Genomic DNA, 17,788 nt, shown 5'->3' on the forward strand with positions numbered 1-17,788 from the left:
AAAGACTACTCGGTGTCATTAGGACTCGGCTCTACGTGCAGTCATAAAGACCGCAGTGCATGCAAGTCATTGAAATTATTGGAATATAAAGCTGGCACGAGTTGTGTAACAACCTAGGCACCATAAACGTAGCATGCCTGAGCGTATAGGCCGAACGCTTCTCGATAATCGCCCGGCTCACCTCAGGCTGTATAGCCACCCAGGAATCACTCGATGCTCACTGCTCATCAACGCACCCTGATCAAGGCCACAGTGCCGCTACTGGAAACTGGCGGCGAAGCCCTGACCCGGCATTTCTACCAGCTGATGCTCGGCGAATACCCGCAGGTACGCCCGCTGTTCAACCAGGCGCATCAGGCCAGCGGCGACCAGCAGCGTGCACTGGCCAACGGCGTGCTGATGTACGCGCGCAATATCGACCGCCTGGAGGCGCTCGGCCCGCTGGTCGGGCAGATCGTCAGCAAGCATGTGGCGCTGCAGATCCTGCCTGAACATTACCCGATCGTCGGCAGCTGCCTGTTGCGGGCGATTCGCGAGGTGCTCGGCGCAGCGATCGCCACCGACGAGGTGATCGACGCCTGGGGCGCCGCCTATGGCCAACTGGCGCAGATCCTGATCGATGCCGAAGAGAACGCCTACGCCGCCAATGCCGAAGCAAGCGGCGGCTGGCGCGGCGCTCGCGACTTCCGGGTGGCGCAAAAGGTCGTCGAAAGCGAGGAGATCGTCTCCCTGCACCTGGTGCCGGAAGACGGCGGCGCGCTGCTCGACTTCCAGCCGGGCCAGTACATCGGCCTGCGTCTGCAACTGGATGGCGAGGAAGTGCGCCGCAACTATTCGCTGTCGGCCTGCGGCAATGGCCGCGAATACCGCATCAGCGTCAAGCGCGAGCCCGGCGGCAAGGCATCCAACCACCTGCACGACCAAGTGCAGGTCGGCGATCGCCTGGAACTGTTCCCGCCGGCCGGCGAATTCGTCCTGCGCGAGTCGGGCAAACCGCTGGTGCTGATCAGCGCCGGCGTCGGCATCACCCCGGCACTGAGCATGCTCGAGGCTGCGCGCGATCACGGCCGGCCGATCCACTTCATCCACTGCGCCCGGCATGCCGGCGTGCACGCCTTCCGCGACTGGGTCGACGCGCAGACCGAGGCGCACCCGCAGGTGCAGCATTTTGTCTGCTACAGCGAACCGCGCAGCCAAGACCAGGCCCATGCCGAGGGCTTCCTGACCCGCGAGCAGCTGGCCGAATGGCTGCCGGAAGAACGCGACCTGGACGCCTACTTCCTCGGCCCCAAGCCATTCATGGCCCAGGTGAAAAAGCACCTGCGCGAACTCGGGGTGCCGGAACAGCAGAGCCACTACGAGTTCTTCGGCCCGGCCAGCTCGCTGGAGGCCTGAGCTTGACCCGCCCGCCGCAGTTGCGCCGGGCGGCTTCATCAACAGGAGCACCGTGATGAATCTGTTCGATTGCCCGCAACGCCTGCGTCGCCTGTCCAATCAGCTGCTGTCGAGCGGCGGCGCCGCCCTGCTGCTGGGCGTGCTCGGTGCCTACGGTTGGGCCGAACACCTTAGCCTGGGCACGCTGATCGGCGCCCACAGCCTGACGATCCTCGGCCCGACACTGTTGAAAATCGGCTACGTGATGCGCCTGCTCGCCGAAAAACCGGCACAATCTGGCGCCGGTACTGCCTGCTACTGCGCGGCCTGAAGCCCGGCTGACGGTTCAATCCCCGCCCGACGCAGGCGCTTGGCCGCTGTCCCCGGGAGCACGGGGCATGGCGCAGACCAGGCCGCAACCACACGGTTGTCGCCCTCCTGGGGCAGCGGACGTGGCCGCGAAAGCGATCGGGCGGGCGCAGAGCCCATATGGGCTGGCCGCGCAGGTCGGCCACAAGCCCTTGCGCCTATGCCGCTGCTAGAGCACCCCGGCCCGCCGCAGCTCGGCTATCTGCTCCAGGCTCAAACCCAGCCATTGCTGCAACACCTGCTCGGTGTGTTCGCCGAGCAGCGGCGGGGCGTTGCGGTATTGCACCGGAGTCGCCGACAGGCGAATCGGGCTGGCCACCTGCGGCACGCTGCCGGCCAGCGGATGCGGCAGTTCGACGCGCAGGCCGCGGGCCTGCACCTGCGGATCGGCGAACACCTGCTGCAGGTCGTTGATCGGCCCGCAGGGTACGCCGGCCTGTTCCAGGGCCGCCAGCCACTCGGCGGTGGTCTTGAACACGGTGGCCTGGCGGATCAGTGGAATCAGTTCGGCGCGATGGGCGACGCGGGCCTGATTGGTGGAAAAACGCGAGTCGGCGGCCAAAGCCGGAAGGCCGGCGACCTCGCAAAACTTGCGGAACTGCCCATCGTTGCCGACCGTGAGGATGATGTCGCCGTCGGCCGTGGGGAAGTCCTGATAGGGCACGATGTTCGGGTGGGCATTGCCGAGCCGGCGCGGCGCCACGCCGGTGGTCAGGTAGTTCATCGCCTGGTTGGCCAGGCAGGCGACCTGCACGTCGAGCAGGGCCATGTCGATGTGCTGGCCATTGCCGGTCTGGTCGCGGCTGGCCAGGGCAGCCAGAATCGCCGCGGTCGAGTACAGGCCGGTGAGGATGTCGGTCAGGGCCACGCCGACCTTGACCGGCCCGGCGCCCGCTTCGTCGTCGGCGCGCCCGGTCAGGCTCATCAAGCCGCCCAGGCCCTGGATCATGAAGTCGTAACCGGCGCGCTTGGCGTAGGGGCCGTCCTGGCCGAAGCCGGTGATCGAGCAATAGATCAGTTTCGGGTTCAGCTCTTTCAGCGCGGCGTAGTCGAGGCCGTAGGCGGCCAGGCCGCCGACCTTGAAGTTCTCGATCAGGATGTCGGCCTTGGCCACCATCTCGCGCACCAGGCGCTGGCCCTCGGCCTGGGTGAAATCCACGGTGAGCGACTGTTTGTTGCGATTGGCCGACAGGTAATAGGCGGCCTCGCTGGTGTTTTCGCCCTGGGCATCCATGAGGAACGGCGGGCCCCAGTGGCGAGTGTCGTCGCCGACCCCGGGGCGCTCGATCTTGATCACCTCGGCGCCGAGGTCGGCGAGAATCTGCCCGGCCCAGGGCCCGGCGAGTACGCGGGACAGGTCGAGTACACGGATATGCGACAGCGCACCGGACATGGGTGAAGTTCCTTGAGTAGGGTGGATCGGGGCGCGTAGCTGACGCTTCACCCATCCACCATGGCAATGTCAGGTCGGTGGATGAAAAGAGCGTCATCCACCCTACGATCAGAAGAACGCCTGAATCCCGGTCTGTGCGCGACCGAGGATCAGCGCATGGACGTCGTGGGTGCCTTCGTAGGTATTCACCACTTCCAGGTTGACCAGGTGGCGGGCCACGCCGAATTCGTCGCTGATGCCGTTGCCGCCGAGCATGTCGCGGGCGAGGCGGGCGATGTCCAGGGACTTGCCGCAGCTGTTGCGCTTCATGATCGAGGTGATTTCCACCGCGGCGCTGCCTTCGTCCTTCATCCGGCCCAGGCGCAGGCAGCCTTGCAGGGCCAGGGTGATCTCGGTCTGCATGTCGGCCAGTTTCTTCTGGATCAGCTGGTTGGCGGCCAGCGGCCGGCCGAACTGCTTGCGATCCAGGCAGTACTGACGCGCGGTGTGCCAGCAGTCTTCGGCGGCGCCCAGCGCGCCCCAGCTGATGCCGTAGCGGGCGGAATTGAGGCAGGTGAACGGACCTTTCAGGCCGCGTACATCGGGGAAGGCGTTCTCTTCCGGGCAGAACACGTTGTCCATGACGATTTCACCGGTGATCGAGGCGCGCAGGCCGACCTTGCCGTGGATCGCCGGGGCGCTGAGGCCCTGCCAGCCTTTTTCCAGGACGAAGCCGCGGATCTCGCCGGCATCGTCCTTGGCCCAGACCACGAAGACATCGGCGATCGGCGAGTTGGTGATCCACATCTTGGCGCCGCTCAGGCGGTAGCCGCCGTCGACCTTCTTCGCCCGGGTGATCATGCTGCCCGGATCGGAGCCATGGTCCGGTTCGGTCAGGCCGAAGCAGCCGATGTATTCGCCGCTGGCCAGCTTGGGCAGGTACTTCTGCTTGGTTGCCTCGTTGCCGAATTCGTTGATCGGCACCATCACCAGGGACGACTGCACGCTCATCATCGAACGGTAGCCGGAGTCGACGCGCTCCACTTCGCGGGCGATCAGGCCGTAGCACACGTAGTTGAGGCCGCTGCCGCCGTAGGCTTCGGGGATGGTCGCGCCGAGCAGGCCGGTGTCGCCCATCTCGCGGAAGATCGCCGGGTCAGTTTTCTCGTGGCGGAAGGCTTCGATCACCCGCGGGGCCAGTTTGTCGGCGGCGAACTGTTGGGCGCTGTCGCGCACCATGCGCTCTTCTTCAGTCAGTTGCTGGTCGAGCAGCAGTGGGTCGATCCAGTTGAAGCTTGCCTTGGCCATCGTGAAAACCTCGAGTTAGGACGGGGATAATCATCGCGGCCATTGGCCGCGCCCACGGGGTGCATGGGATTGATCCTAGGCCGCATCAGCCCGCGGGGCAAACGAGGATTTCGCATGCTGTTGTGCTCTTTACGCACTCCGAGTTAGCTTTGAGCGGCATTTAATCCAGAACAGAGTGAGAGTGCCGCACAGATGCGCCGCAAAATCCCCAGCACCACGGCCCTGATCGCCTTCGAGTCGGCGGCCCGCCACCAGAGCTTCACCCGCGCGGCCGAGGAGCTGGCTCTGACCCAGAGCGCCATCTGCCGGCAGATCGCCGGGCTGGAGGAGTTTCTCAACGTCGAACTGTTTCGCCGCTCGCGGCGCGGGGTCCAGCTGACCGAGGCCGGCTTGTCCTACGCGCGACGGGTCGCCGCGCAACTCGACGCGGTGGAGCGCGACACCCTGGCGGTGATGGGCCAGCAAGGTGCCATGAGCATCGAGCTGGCGGTGGTGCCGACCTTCGGCACCCAGTGGCTGCTGCCGCGCCTGAAGGATTTCCAGCGCTTGCACCCGCAGGTCACGGTCAATCTGACCAACCGTACCCGGCCGTTCCTGTTCGCCGATACCCAGTTCGATGCCGCGGTGTACTTCGGCGACGCCGACTGGTCGGGCACTGCCTCGCACCTGCTGATGCGCGAAAATCCGATGCCGGTGTGCAGCCCGACGCTGCTCGCCGGGCAAAGCGGTCTGAGCGCCGAGCAGATTTCTGGCCTGCCGCTGCTGCAGCAAACCACCCGGCCCTACGCCTGGCGTCAGTGGTTCGCCTCGCTGGGGTTGAATGTGCCCCGGGACATGAGCGGGCCACGCTACGAACTGTTCTCCATGCTCGCCCAGGCCGCCATGCACGAGATGGGCGTGGCCTTGATTCCGCCCTTCCTGATTCAGCGGGAACTGGCCGAGGGCCGTCTGGTGCTGGCGCTGAACCATACCTACAGCAGCGACAAGGCCTATTACCTGATGATCCCCGAGCGCAAAGTGGAATCCGCGGCGCTGCAAAGCTTTCGCGACTGGCTGGTTCGGCATGCGCGGGACTATGCCCGGGACAGTGGCCTGGAATAAACGACAGCAAGCCAAGCAACTACCCGAGCGGCCGGCCATCAGACGGCCCACATGGAATTCCCGCTAGGGTTGACAGGCCCTTTCAGCCTGATCAGCCCAGACAAGCTGACCCGGTAGTCAGTAATATGTGCCACTACACTCCGACGGCCAGCGCCGAACGCGGCCGTCCAATTTATTGCACAGTCTGGCCTGCATAACGCCCAGAACAGCTGGGCTGCACGCCCTGTTCGTCAGCGCAGCCGTCATTTGATGGCCGGCCATTCATGGCACCCATGTCGGCGGCGCTAGAAATAGCCGTCAATGACCCTGGCAGCCAGGCGCGGCAAGACTTTGCCGAAGATATTGGCCGACAAGTCGCTGAGTGACTTGTAGTTGTCGCAAGGTTTTACTCCATAACGCCTTGAACGACTTATGCTGCGCCTGCAAAATGCCGCCCCGCCCGTAACATAGCTTCTGCTAGGGTGATTTGTGCTGATCCTCCCTTCGCCGACGTGCCATCCGCAGTGCGCCGGTTCATTAAAAAGATAAAGATCACGCAGGAGATTTGACGTGCACATCGGTGTTCCTCTCGAAACCCATGCCGGCGAGACGCGGGTAGCCGCCACGCCAGAAACCATCAAGAAGCTGATCGGCCAAGGCCATCAGGTCACGGTGCAGAGCGGAGCTGGCGTCAGCGCCAGCATTCCCGACAGTGCCTTCGCCGCAGTCGGCGCGACCATCGGTAGCGATGCCGCCGCCTTCGGTGCCGATCTGGTGCTGAAAGTGCTGGCCCCGAGCGATGCCGAACTGGCCCATATGCAGACCGGCGCGGTGCTGGTCGGCATGCTCAACCCCTTCAGCAGCGAGACCATCGCGCGGATGAATGCCCGCGGCATCACTGCCTTCGCCCTCGAAGCCGCACCGCGCACCTCGCGCGCGCAGAGCCTCGACGTGCTCTCGTCGCAGGCCAACATCGCCGGCTACAAGGCCGTGCTGCTGGCCGCCAACCATTACCCGCGCTTCATGCCGATGCTGATGACCGCCGCCGGTACGGTGAAGGCCGCCCGTGTGCTGATTCTCGGCGCCGGTGTCGCCGGCCTGCAGGCCATCGCCACGGCCAGGCGCCTGGGCGCGGTCATCGAAGCCTCGGACGTGCGCCCGGCGGTCAAGGAGCAGATCGAGTCGCTCGGCGCCAAGTTCGTCGACGTGCCCTGCGAGACCGACGAGGAGCGCGAATGCGCCGAGGGCGTCGGCGGCTATGCGCGGCCGATGCCGGCCTCGTGGATGGAGCGTCAGGCCAAGGCGGTGCACGAGCGCGCCAAGCAGGCCGACATCGTCATCACCACCGCGCTGATTCCGGGGCGCAAGGCGCCGACGCTGCTCCATGAAAGCACCGTGGCGGAGATGAAGCCGGGCTCGGTGGTCATCGACCTGGCCGCGGCGCAAGGCGGCAACTGCCCGCTGACCGTGGCCGAGCAGGTAATCGTCAGCAGCAACGGCGTGACCATCGTCGGCCACAGCAACCTGGCCACCCTGGTCCCCGCCGACGCCTCGGCCCTGTATGCGCGCAATCTGCTGGACTTCCTCAAGCTGGTCATCGACAAGGATGGCCAGTTCCACCTCAACCTCGAAGACGACATCGTCGCCGCGTGCCTGATGTGCCGCGATGGCCAAGTCGTCCGTAACAACGGTTAAAGGAGTAGAAACATGGATCTGATTTCCGATGGCATCTACAACCTGATCATCTTCGTGCTGGCCATCTATATCGGCTACCACGTGGTCTGGAACGTCACCCCGGCCCTGCACACCCCGCTGATGTCGGTGACCAACGCGATTTCCGCGATCGTCATCGTCGGCGCCATGCTCGCTGCCGCCCTGACCGTCACCCCGCTGGGCAAGACCATGGGCACCCTGGCCGTGGCCCTGGCCGCGGTCAACGTGTTCGGCGGCTTCCTGGTGACCCGGCGCATGCTGGAAATGTTCAAGAAAAAAGCGCCCAAGACGGCAGCACCCACTGGCGCGCTGGCGGAGAAGCACTGACCATGAGTATGAATCTGATCACCGTTCTCTATCTGGTCGCCTCGGTATGCTTTATCCAGGCCCTCAAGGGCCTGTCGCACCCGACCAGCTCGCGCCGCGGCAACCTGTTCGGCATGCTCGGCATGGGCCTGGCCATCGTCACCACGGTCGGCCTGGTGTACAAGCTCGGTGCGCAAGTCAGCGCAGAGGGCGGCGCCTCCCAGGGACTGGTTTTCGTCATTGTCGCTCTGCTGGCCGGCGGCTCGGTCGGCACCCTGATGGCCAAGCGCGTGGAAATGACCAAGATGCCCGAACTGGTCGCCTTCATGCACAGCATGATCGGCCTGGCCGCGGTATTTATCGCCATCGCCGCAGTGGTCGAACCGCAGTCGCTGGGCATCGTTGCCGCCCTGGGCGATGCGATCCCGGCCGGTAATCGACTGGAGCTGTTCCTCGGCGCCGCCATCGGTGCCATCACCTTCTCCGGTTCGGTGATCGCCTTCGGCAAACTCTCGGGCAAGTACCAGTTCCGCCTGTTCAAGAGCGCGCCGGTGCAGTTCAAGGGCCAGCACAAGCTCAACCTGGCGTTTGGCCTGGCGATTCTCGGCCTCGGCCTGGTCTACACCTTCACCGGCAACCTCGGCGCCTTCGCCCTGCTGGTGGCCCTGGCCTTCGTCATCGGCGTACTGATCATCATCCCGATCGGCGGCGCCGACATGCCGGTGGTGGTGTCGATGCTCAACAGCTATTCGGGCTGGGCGGCAGCCGGGATCGGCTTCTCGCTGAACAACTCGATGCTGATCATCGCCGGCTCCTTGGTCGGCTCGAGCGGCGCGATCCTTTCCTACATCATGTGCAAGGCGATGAACCGCTCGTTCTTCAACGTCATCCTCGGTGGCTTTGGCGGCGCCACGGATGCCGGCCCGGCTGCCGGCAGCCAGGAGGCGCGCCCGGTCAAATCCGGCTCGGCCGACGACGCCGCCTTCCTCCTGAGCAACGCCGACACCGTGATCATCGTGCCCGGCTACGGCCTGGCCGTGGCCCGCGCCCAGCACGCGCTGATGGAGCTGACCGAGAAGCTGACCCACCACGGGGTTACCGTGAAATTCGGCATCCACCCGGTAGCCGGCCGCATGCCGGGGCACATGAACGTACTGCTGGCCGAGGCCGAGGTGCCCTACGACATGGTGTTCGAGATGGAGGATATCAACTCCGAGTTCGGCCAGGCCGACGTGGTGCTGGTACTCGGCGCCAACGACGTGGTCAACCCGGCGGCGAAGAACGATCCGAAGTCGCCGATCGCCGGCATGCCGATCCTCGAGGCCTACAAGGCCAAGACCGTGATCGTCAACAAGCGCTCGATGGCCAGCGGCTACGCCGGCCTGGACAACGAACTGTTCTACCTGGACAAGACCATGATGGTCTTCGGCGACGCCAAGAAGGTCATCGAGGATATGGTCAAGGCGGTGGAGTAACGGCTGCCCGCTGAACCCTAAGCTGGACCTCTAATGCCGCTCACTTGAGTCAAGTGAGCGGCATTTTTTATGCGCCGGCGCTGGAGCTGGCATCATCAATGCGCGGCTTCTAGCTTCCGCGGCTGCGGGCTACAGCCATCGAGCGCTCATGCAGCACCGGGCATGCGCAATGGCGTGACAGGAGAAATGCCTCCTAAGCGCAATTAACTTATAGTGGCCGGGCACCGCGCCAAAACACATAAAAGCAAAATTTGCTCAGGCAGATCGCGGTGGCTCAAAGGAGCAGGAATGCTATTAGGCCAGCGCACTGGAGATTCGGTCGTACTTGCCGGAAAGGCTCTGCGCTCGACGGTGATCGAAGACGCCAGCGCTCAGGCGTCCATGCAGCACTGGATCGAGATGGAGTGCTATCAGCTGAGTCGGGGGCGGCAGCTGGCGCAGATGGATATCCTGGATCTCGGCAACCACCAGGTCGTCCAGGAGCGCCAGGTGGCGGCAGTGCAAAAACTCGGGGTTACCCCAGCTAACCTTTGCACCCTCTCGTATTGCACCCCGGACCCTAGCTTCCGCTTTTCCGAGCTTGGAGCGAGTGAGGCCGATACCCTGTTCTTTATGCCCGAACACACCGAGTTCGATATCTACGTCCCCGCGGGCGCGCAAACGGCTTATGTCAGCTTCGACCAGGAAGAGTTTCTGAATGGCGCGCGCGCGCTCAATCCCGCGCAGTGGGGGCATACGCCACTGCAGTTGCAACAGCTCCAGACGGCCCCACAGGCCGCGCTGAAGGGGGCGATCCATCTGTGGTTCAACACCGCCGCCGCCCTCAGCGCCGCCCATGTGCCTGTAGACTCGAGCCTGATGCCCCGCCTGCTGTTACAGCATATTCTGCAGGTGGCTACAGTTTCACCGCCGCATGACTCACGCCCCCCTCCCCTCGAGCGCGCGCGCGCAGTTCATATTTGCCGAATGGCCCGCGCTTTTGTCGACGAGTGCCTCGCAGTCGATGTTGTCCCGACAATCGTCGATATCTGCACAACGGTCGGCGTCTCCGAGCGCAGCCTGCAATACGCCTTCCGCGCCTATGTCGACCTGTCGCCAGTTGCCTATCTGCGTCTTTGTCGTCTCAACCGTGTGCGGACGACCCTGCGCACCTCGGGCCCGCAAACCACGACGGTCACTGCAGTGGCCATGCGCTTCGGCTTCTTGCATCTTGGGCGCTTTGCCCAGGATTACAGACGGGTCTTCGACGAATCTCCCTCCGTAACCCTCGCCTCCTGATCCCTGCCCACATAGCGCCGTACGAGAAACCAGGCTTTCGTAGCACCTTTGCGGAAACCGGATAGTGCCTAGCATCGCGCCTGACTATTGTCGTTCGACAATGGCATAGCGCTGCATGCCGCCTGTACTCATCATTCTCTGCAAACGGAACGGGCATGAACCGACTTCACCGCGTTATCTGGAACGCTACTCGTAGTCTCTGGGTGGTAGTAAGCGAACTGGCTAAGAGCAAAGTGAAGGGGCGTGCTGCGGTTCGCCAATCGGCCAGTGGCGGCTCGCGGCCCTTCCGGTTCCGCCGCACATTGCTCAATGCTCAGGTCTGTGCCGCGATGATTGCTCCAGTCATCGCCAGCATGGCCCTGCCAGCGGTGGCAGCGACCTGTATTCCAGATGCCAAACAGATCTGCGGCACCGATGGCACTGACGGTACGCCCGGCATGCTCAGTGGGCCTGGCCTCCCTGGCACATGGGGTTCCGCCGGAGGCAGCGGCGGAGCGGGTACAACTCACACTGCCGGCCAGACTGCGACGAACACCTTCAGCATCTCTGGGGGTAACGGCGGTGCTGGCGGTAACGCCGGTGACGGCTTCCCCAGTGTCTTACCCGGCTCTAGCGAAACCGGCGAGGGCGGTGCAGGAAGCAATGGCGGCAATGGCGGCAACGGCGGTGCCGGAGGGGCGGGCGTCACTGGGATGGACTTCACGTTTACCAATTTCTTGGACGGCATCATCACCGGTGGCGACGCGGGTCGCAGGGGCAGCGGCGGTAGCGGCGGCAACGCAGGCGACGGCCTCTCAGGTAGGTTCGACAACACAGCCGGAAACGGTGGTCGCGGCGGAGAGGGTCGCAGAGCCGGCGCAGGTAACAGCGGCGGCGCAGGTGTCGATGGGACGGCGTTCACCTTTACTAACGCCGGCAGCATCGTCGGTGGCGGAGGCGGCGGAGTCAGCAGCACTAGTGGAAATGGCGGCAACGGTGGTCGCGGCGGCAACGGGCCCGCCGGTATCGCTTCTAACCCCGACGGAGCCGCCGGTGGAAATGGCGGCAGTGGCGCCGTCGGTTCAGATGGTGCCGCCGCGGGTTATGGCGGTGCCGGCGTCAATGGGAGCGACTTCACGCTCACCAGCAGTGGGAGTATCACCGGCGGTGCTGGCGGCGCTGGTGGCAATGGAGGATCTGGTGGCAACGGCGGCAAAGGGGGATCTGGTGGCAACGGCCTCCCGCCCGATCTGTTTGGCAGCGCCGGCGGCTCTGCAGGCGACGGCGGCAACGGTGCGGATGGCAGCCGCGGCGGCGAAGCCAGCGACGGAGCTACCGGGGGTTCAGGCGTCAATGGCACCGCATTCGTGCTCAACAATAGCGGCAACATTACCGCTGGCAATGGCGGGAATGGTGGTTTGGGTGGCAGCGGCGGCTTTGCAGGTAATGGCGGCAATGCCGGTAGCGGCGGCGTCGGCGGTAACGGTGGCGCGGGTGGCGACGGCGGCAATGGCGGCAATGGCGGCTTGGGTGGCTTGGGCGTCAGAGGTGGCGCCTTCACACTTTCCAATACTGGAAGCATCACCGGGGGCAATGGCGGTCTGGGTGGTGTGGGCGGTGTCGGCGGCATCCACGGCATCGGTGGTGCCGGCGGCAACACCGGTATCTTCGGCAGCAACGGCAGCAACGGCAGCAACGGCCTCGGCGGCCAGGGCGTCGGAGGCTGGGGCAACAGCACGATCACCAACAGTGGTAGCATCAGCGGCGGCCTGGCCGCAGACGGCATAACACGTGCCAACGCCGTGGAGTTTATCGGTGGCGGCAACAGCCTGAGACTCAAGTACGGCTTCAGCTTCACCGGCAAGGTGGTTAGCAAAAGTGGTTCCGCTTTTGGTGGTGATGCCTTGTATTTGGATGGCAGTCAGAATGCCAGCTTCGACACCAGTCTGATCGGCACGCAATATCAGGGTTTCAGGTCTCTCAGGAAGACCGGCAGCAGCACATGGACCCTGACCGGCAGCGGTACCGCGCAACAATGGGAGCTGCAAAGCGGCACCTTGCAACTCGGCGACGGCATCAATGCAGCTAGCCTCATCGGTAGCGGCGAAGCGGTCGTAGCCTCCAAGCTCGCTACTCTCACTGTGATGTCCGCAGCCACTCTGTCTGGTGGCAGCGGTAGCGATGGCAGCGCGGGTACCCCCGGCAACCCCAGCGGCGGCAACGGCGAAAACGGCTGGCTTGCTGTCGACGCGCAGGATTGGAGCCACGTCGGCGGGGCGTTTGGGCCGTGGCTGGTTGGTAGCGGCTCTACGATAAGCAATAGCGGCCTGATGCGCGGGGGCGCCGGCGGCAACGGTGGCGCTGGAGATAGCGCCGTCGGCGGTAACGGCGGCAATGGTGGGGGGGCGATCCTTGCACAGGGTACGACGCTCACTAACCAAGGCACGATAAGCGGTGGCGCAGGCGGTAACGCGGGCAACGGTGCCAATGGTGGCCACGGCGCGGAGGCGGTTAGCGGCTTGTTTTTTGCGCTCAGCAACAGCGGGGTGATACGAGGCGGCAGCGGTGGCACAGGCGGCATAGGCCTCGGTAGCGGACGCAGCGGCGGTGATGGCGGGGTAGGCGTTAGCGGTACTTTTATCTCCCTCAACAACAATGGCGCGATAAGTGGTGGCGACGGTGGTGTTGGCGGTGTTGGCTCTGGTCCTTTCCCCAGTCCGGGCACCCCTGGCCAGGGTGGTGTCGGTGTCAATGTAGAAGGGGCTAGTACCATCACGACCAGTGGCAGCATCAGCGGCGGTCTTTCCGCCGATGGCAGCACGCGTGCCAACGCCCTGGCTCTCTCCGATGGCAACAACAGGCTGACACTCGAGCACGGTTACAGCATGATCGGCAACGTGGTCAGCAGCAGCGGCACGAGCAGCGGCACCGGGGATACCTTAGCCCTGGGCGGAGGCAACGACAGCAGCTTCGACGTCAGCCAGATTGGCAGCACAGCGCAATATCAGGGTTTCGAGTTCTTCGAGAAGACCGGCACCAGTATCTGGAGTCTGACCGGCAACGCCAATACCGCCACCCCGTGGACCATCAGCGCCGGCACCTTGCAAGGCGATACCGCGAGTCTGCAGGGCAATATCCTCAACAACGCCACGCTGGCCTTCGATCAGGCCACAGACGGCAGCTTTGCCGGAGCAGTTTTCGGCAGTGGCGCGCTGCTAAAACTCGGCAGCGGCACCTTGACCCTGAGCGGTTTGAATACCTACGCGGGCGGCACCACCATCAGCGCCGGCACCCTGCAGGGGGACAGCACGAGCCTGCAAGGCAACATCCTCAACAACGCTACGCTGGCCTTCGATCAGGCCACGGACGGCACGTTTAATGGAGCGGTTTCCGGCAGCGGCGCGCTGAGAAAGCTCGGCAGCGGTACGTTGACCCTGAGCGGTTTGAATACCTACGCGGGCGGCACCACCATCAGCGCCGGCACCCTGCAGGGGGACAGCACGAGCCTGCAAGGCAACATCCTCAACAACGCCACGCTGGCCTTCGATCAGGCCACGGACGGCACGTTTAATGGAGCGGTTTCCGGCAGCGGCGCGCTGAGAAAGCTCGGCAGCGGTACGTTGACCCTGAGCGCTTTGAATACCTACACGGGCGGCACCACCATCAGCGCCGGCACCCTGCAGGGCGACAGCACCAGCCTGCAAGGCAACATCCTCAACAATGCCACGCTGGCCTTCGATCAGGCCACGGGCGGCACGTTTAACGGGGCGGTTTCCGGCACTGGCGAGCTGAGAAAACTCGGCAATGGCACCTTGACCCTGAGCGGTTTGAATACCTACGCGGGCGGCACCACCATCGGCACCGGCACCCTGCAAGGCGACAGCACGAGCCTGCAAGGCAGCATCCTCAACAACGCCACGCTGGCCTTCGATCAGGCCACGGACGGCACGTTTAACGGGGCGGTTTCCGGCAGCGGCGCGCTGAGAAAGCTCGGCAGCGGTACGTTGACCCTGAGCGGCTCAAAGACCTACACGGGCGGCACCACCATCAGCGCCGGCACCCTGCAGGGCGACAGCACGAGCCTACAAGGCAATATCCTCAATAACGCCACACTGGCCTTCGATCAGGCCACAGACGGCACGTTTAACGGGGCGGTTTCCGGCAGCGGCGCGCTGAGAAAGCTCGGCAGCGGTACGTTGACCCTGAGCGGCTCAAAGACCTACACGGGCGGCACCACCATCGGCACCGGCACCCTGCAGGGCGACAGCACCAGCCTGCAAGGTGACATCGTCAACAACGCCACGCTGGCCTTCGATCAGGCCACAGACGGCACGTTTAACGGGGCGGTTTCCGGCAGCGGTGCGCTGAGAAAACTCGGCAGCGGCACCTTGACCCTGAGCGGTTTGAATACCTACACGGGCGGCACCACCATCGGCACCGGCACCCTGCAGGGCAACACCATCAGCCTGCAAGGTGACATCGTCAACAACGCCACGCTGGCCTTCGATCAGACCACGGACGGCACCTTTGCCGGGGCGGTTTCCGGCACTGGCGAGCTGAGAAAACTCGGCAACGGCACCCTGACTCTGGACGCTACCAACACTTACAGCGGTGGCACCACGATCAGTAGCGGAGCACTTTCCATTGGCGATGGTGGTACGCAGGGCAGCGTGATTGGCAATATCGTCAATAACGCTTCCTTGCTATTCAATCGCGCAGATGCAGTCACTTACAGCGGCATCATCAGTGGTATTGGTGACCTTACTCAAACCGGCCCAAGCCCCCTTATCCTGACCGGCAATAACACCTATTCCGGCGGAACCTACAACACCTCAGGAGCCACACTGTCGATTGGCAACGGTGGTACGGGCGGCAGCATCACCGGCAATATCATGGGCAGCCAAACGGATATTGGTACTGTGATCTTCAACCGGTCTGACGACACCGACTTTGCAGGTGACATTAGCGACCACAACATCATCAAGCGGGGCACGGGCACGCTGAGCCTGACCGGCAGCAACATCGATATCAGCAACCTGCATGTCGATAACGGCGAACTGCTCATTAGCAATGGTGGCCTTGTCAGTAATACCAACAGCTTTATTTCGGGTGCGGATGGTGCCAGCCGTATCCGCGTGGATGGCCCCGGCTCAGGCTTGAATACAACCGCAATCAATGTTGGCGATACCAATGCAGGCGCACTCACCATCAGCGATGGCGGCAATGTTACGGCTACCGCCACCAATGGCGGCGTGCTCTTGGGTTCGTCCAGTGCAATCGGCACGCTGAATATCGGTGCGGCCGCCGGTGACAGTGCCGTTGCTGCAGGGACTTTATCGGCAGATCGGGTAACCTTCGGTTCCGACGCCAGCAATATTGTCTTCAATCACACCGATACCGATTACAACTTTGCCGCTGGCATCAGCGGCAATGGCGCGGTTGAACTCTATTCCGGCCTGACAAACCTAACCGGGAACAGTAGTTACAACGGCAACACCCTGGTCAGTGGCGGCACCCTCAAGGTCAACAACCTGTCCGGCAGCGCCACCGGCAGCAGCAGCGTCATGGTCGACAGTGGTGCCAGCCTGGGCGGCAGCGGCAGCATCGCCGGCAGCGTCATGGTCGCCGATGGTGGTCGCCTGGCCGCCGGAAATTCACCCGGTAACTTGACCCTGGGTGAGTTACTGCTGAATAACGCCTCGGTCCTCGACTACGAACTGGGTTCCCCCAGCGGCACAGCGGGGGTAGATAGCGACCTGATCACAGTGACGGGTGACCTCACCCTGGATGGCATTCTCAATATCAGCGACCTGGGCGGCTTTGATTTTGCTGCCGGCTCTGGTGATACCGGCAGCTACAGGCTCCTCAACTACGGTGGCACGCTGATCGATAACGTCTTGTCGTTTGGCTCAGGATTATTGACCGGCTACAACTACAGCATTGATACCGCCACTGCAGGTGCCGTCACGCTGGTAGCTGACTTCACCGGCTTGCAGTTCTGGGACGGTAACAACACCAGCGCCGACAGTGTCATTGCCGGGGGCGACGGGACCTGGTCTGCGCCCAACAGTAACTGGACCAACCAGTCAGGCGAGACGAACACTGTGTGGGAGTCCCTCACCGCCGTGTTCGCTGGCGCAGCCGGAACGGTCGAGGTAGATGGCAGCCATACTGTACGGGGGCTGCAATTCGCTACCGATGGCTACCTGCTGACCGACACGGACAGCAATGGCAACCTGGTACTTGCCGACGCTGGCGCTGATATTCGGGCCGACAGCGGTATCAGTGCAACAATTGATATTGCCCTCAGCGGCAATGGCAGCCTGTCTAAAACCGGTGCGGGCACGGTTACCCTGCAAGGCGATAACACCTATACCGGCGACACCATGATCTTCGATGGCACGTTACAGCTTGGCGGTAATGAGCGCATCGCCGACACCAGCGACCTGGTCATTAATGGCGGCACATTCGCTTTAAATAACTTTAATGAGACGGTCGCGAACCTGTCCGGTATTGGCGGTGTTATCGATTATGGCGATAACGGGTCGGCAACGCTGACGGTCAATCAAACTGTTGATGGTACCTATGCGGGTGACTTTACGGGGAATAACCCTAACGCCTTATCATTGACCAGTGCCTTGATTAAAAATGGTGATGCAACCCTTACGCTCAGCGGCACCAGCACGCAAACCGGGAACAACTCTATTACGGTCAATGCCGGGCGTCTGGCTGTCGCCGGTGGCAATGCCATTGCCGATAGCTATACCGTCAATGGTGCTGGTGAGTTTGAGTTGTTGAATGATGAGGCCATTGGCTTTATTTCAATGGGTGCTGGTGGAAAAGTCCTACTTAATGACAATACCCTGACCATTGGCACTGGCTCTGGCGCTGTAACCCTGGCAGCTAACGCGGCTGCCATTTCTGGTTCTGGCAATATTGTGATTGACGGCAATGGCCGTCAAAAGTTCTCTGCCACAAGCACCTACACCGGCAGCACCACCATCAATTCAGGCGAGTTAGTCACTGATAACACCCTCGCGCTGGGCAACAATAGTGCGGTCACGGTAAGTTCTGGCGGAAAACTTTTACTCAATGACAGTCTGGCAATTGGCTCACTGGCTGGAAGTGGCGAAGTTAATCTTTCAAACCTGTATGGCGGGCATATTTTGTTGACCGGTGGAGATAATACTTCTACCACCTTCAGCGGGGTATTGAGTGGTACGGGTAGCCTGACTAAAACCGGTACGGGTATTTTCAACCTGACCGGCATCAACAGCTACAGCGGCGGCACCAGCATCAGCGACGGGGTGCTGCAGGGGACAACAACGTCACTGCAGGGCGACATCGCCAACAACGCCACGCTGGTTATCGACCAGGCCGCGAACGGTACCTTCGGCGGAGTAGTCAGCGGCAGCGGTGCATTGATCAAATCCGGTGCCGGCACGCTGACCCTCTCCGGGGCCAACAGCTACAGCGGCGGCACCACCATCAGCGCCGGCATCCTGCAGGGGACGACGGCTTCGCTGCAGGGCGA

The 17,788-nt window shown here is 63.1% G+C and carries 10 protein-coding genes; 8 read left to right on the forward strand and 2 right to left on the reverse strand.

Features of this window, described 5'->3' with window-relative positions; translation table 11 throughout:
* Positions 1-213: 213 nt before the first annotated feature.
* Together hmpA and R3355_RS15760 are read left to right on the forward strand one after the other, a co-directional pair.
* Positions 214-1,395 (forward strand): NO-inducible flavohemoprotein, encoded by a 1,182-nt coding sequence (gene hmpA / locus R3355_RS15755; protein ID WP_318962027.1) that lies wholly within the window; start codon positions 214-216, stop codon positions 1,393-1,395.
* A 55-nt stretch (positions 1,396-1,450) separates the two neighbouring features.
* Positions 1,451-1,705, forward strand: a complete 255-nt coding sequence (locus tag R3355_RS15760; RefSeq protein ID WP_318962028.1) for a hypothetical protein — start codon at positions 1,451-1,453, stop codon at positions 1,703-1,705.
* Between the two features lie 207 nt (positions 1,706-1,912).
* On the opposite strand, the gene R3355_RS15765 is transcribed toward R3355_RS15760, so the two are convergent.
* Complete coding sequence (locus R3355_RS15765; protein ID WP_318962029.1) at positions 1,913-3,136, reverse strand: CaiB/BaiF CoA-transferase family protein; 1,224 nt, start codon at positions 3,134-3,136, stop codon at positions 1,913-1,915.
* A gap of 108 nt (positions 3,137-3,244) precedes the next feature.
* The gene (locus tag R3355_RS15770; protein ID WP_318962030.1) at positions 3,245-4,423 is read right to left on the reverse strand and encodes an acyl-CoA dehydrogenase; all 1,179 of its coding nucleotides are present in this window, start codon (positions 4,421-4,423) and stop codon (positions 3,245-3,247) included.
* Between the two features lie 192 nt (positions 4,424-4,615).
* Here R3355_RS15770 and R3355_RS15775 point away from each other — a divergent pair, with 192 nt between their 5' ends.
* From R3355_RS15775 to R3355_RS15800, 6 genes are all read left to right on the forward strand, one after another.
* On the forward strand, positions 4,616-5,524 hold the full coding sequence (locus R3355_RS15775; protein ID WP_318947556.1) for a LysR family transcriptional regulator: 909 nt from the start codon (positions 4,616-4,618) through the stop codon (positions 5,522-5,524).
* Positions 5,525-6,073: 549 nt separating this feature from the next.
* A complete protein-coding gene (locus R3355_RS15780; protein WP_318962031.1) occupies positions 6,074-7,198 on the forward strand; it encodes a Re/Si-specific NAD(P)(+) transhydrogenase subunit alpha in 1,125 nt (374 codons plus the stop codon).
* Positions 7,199-7,210: 12 nt separating this feature from the next.
* Positions 7,211-7,543, forward strand: coding sequence for an NAD(P) transhydrogenase subunit alpha (locus tag R3355_RS15785; RefSeq protein WP_318947554.1), 333 nt, complete (start codon positions 7,211-7,213; stop codon positions 7,541-7,543).
* Between the two features lie 2 nt (positions 7,544-7,545).
* Entirely contained in the window at positions 7,546-8,997 is a 1,452-nt protein-coding gene (locus tag R3355_RS15790; RefSeq protein ID WP_318962032.1) for an NAD(P)(+) transhydrogenase (Re/Si-specific) subunit beta, read from the forward strand.
* 288 nt (positions 8,998-9,285) lie between these two features.
* Entirely contained in the window at positions 9,286-10,275 is a 990-nt protein-coding gene (locus tag R3355_RS15795) for a helix-turn-helix domain-containing protein (RefSeq protein ID WP_318962033.1), read from the forward strand.
* Positions 10,276-10,430: 155 nt separating this feature from the next.
* The coding region (locus tag R3355_RS15800; protein WP_318962034.1) for an autotransporter-associated beta strand repeat-containing protein at positions 10,431-17,788 on the forward strand (7,358 nt) is incomplete at its 3' end.

The organism is Pseudomonas sp., from assembly GCF_033723075.1.
Lineage (GTDB): Bacteria > Pseudomonadota > Gammaproteobacteria > Pseudomonadales > Pseudomonadaceae > Aquipseudomonas.